The sequence below is a fragment of the Micromonospora sp. NPDC049204 genome (assembly GCF_040647935.1).
In the GTDB taxonomy this organism is placed as follows: domain Bacteria; phylum Actinomycetota; class Actinomycetes; order Mycobacteriales; family Micromonosporaceae; genus Micromonospora.
Genome location: NZ_JBEZDC010000044.1, coordinates 1 through 1,261, shown reverse-complemented (window position 1 = coordinate 1,261; position 1,261 = coordinate 1). Strand labels below are relative to the sequence as shown.

The 1,261-nt window shown below is 65.2% G+C and carries 1 protein-coding gene; it reads left to right on the top strand.

What is annotated here, in order from left to right:
• Positions 1 to 20 precede the first annotated feature (20 nt).
• A partial coding sequence (locus tag AB0A90_RS34745; protein ID WP_357256215.1) for an acyltransferase domain-containing protein occupies positions 21 to 1,261 on the top strand: 1,241 nt, incomplete at its 3' end.

Below are 1,261 nucleotides of genomic sequence, written 5' to 3'. Positions count from 1 at the left end.
TGCGGGGGCAGGCTGGTCGGTTGGTTGAGCGTGTGGCGGGTTCTGAGGTTGCTGTGGGGGATGTGGGTTTGTCGTTGGTGGTGGGTCGTGCGGTGTTGGAGCATCGTGCGGTCGTTGTCGGCGGCGGCAGGGATGGGTTGTTGGCGGGGTTGGAGGCGGTGGCTGGTGGGGGGTCGGCTGCTGGTGTGGTGGTGGGTGTGGCTCGTGCTGGTGTGCGGGTGGGGGTGATGTTCCCGGGTCAGGGTTCTCAGTGGGTGGGGATGGGTCGGGGTTTGTATGAGGGTTTCCCGGTGTTCGCGGGGGCGTTGGATGCGGTGTGTGTGGAGTTGGATTCCTTTCTTGAGCGGCCGTTGAAGGAGGTGTTGTTTGCGGCGCCGGGGTCGGATGCGGCTGGGTTGTTGGATCAGACGGTGTTCACTCAGGCGGGGTTGTTTGCGGTTGAGGTGGCGTTGTTCCGGTTGTTGGAGGCGTGGGGGGTGCGGCCGGATGTTTTGATTGGGCATTCGATTGGTGAGTTGACCGCTGCGTTTGTGGCGGGGGTGTGGTCGTTGCCGGATGCTTGTGCGCTTGTCGCCGCGCGGGGTCGGTTGATGCAGGCCCTTCCTTCGGGTGGGGTGATGGTGTCGGTGCAGGCGAGCGAGGATGAGGTCCTCGCGGTGTTGAATGGTCACGGGCAGCGGGTTTCGGTGGCTGCGGTGAATGGTCCGACGGCGACGGTGATTGCTGGGGATGAGCAGGCCGTTGACGAGATCGCGGCCCATTTCGTCGAGTTGGGTCGTAAGACTCGGCGGTTGCGGGTCAGTCACGCTTTCCACTCTGCGCGTATCGACCCGATGTTGGAGGAGTTCCGGCGGGTCGCTGCGGGGGTGTCGTATGAGGTGCCGGTGTTGCCGATTGTGTCGAATGTGACTGGTCAGGTGGCGTCGGCGGAGCAGGTGTGTGATCCGGAGTACTGGGTGGGGCATGCCCGTCAGCCGGTGCGGTTCGCTGACGGTGTCCGCAGCCTGGTGGGTCAGGGGGTGTCGGTGCTGTTGGAGGTCGGCCCTGGTGGGGTGTTGACCGCGATGAGTCAGGAGAGCCTGCCGGGGCAGGTGGATGTGGTCGCGGTGGCGACGATGCGTAGGGATCAGCCGGAGCCGGGCAGTGCGGTGACCGCGTTGGCGGCATTGTTCGTCAACGGGGCTCGGGTTGATTGGGCCGCGTTGTTCGCCGGGTCGGGTGCCGGTCGGGTGGAGTTGCCCACCTATGCGTTCCAGAGGGA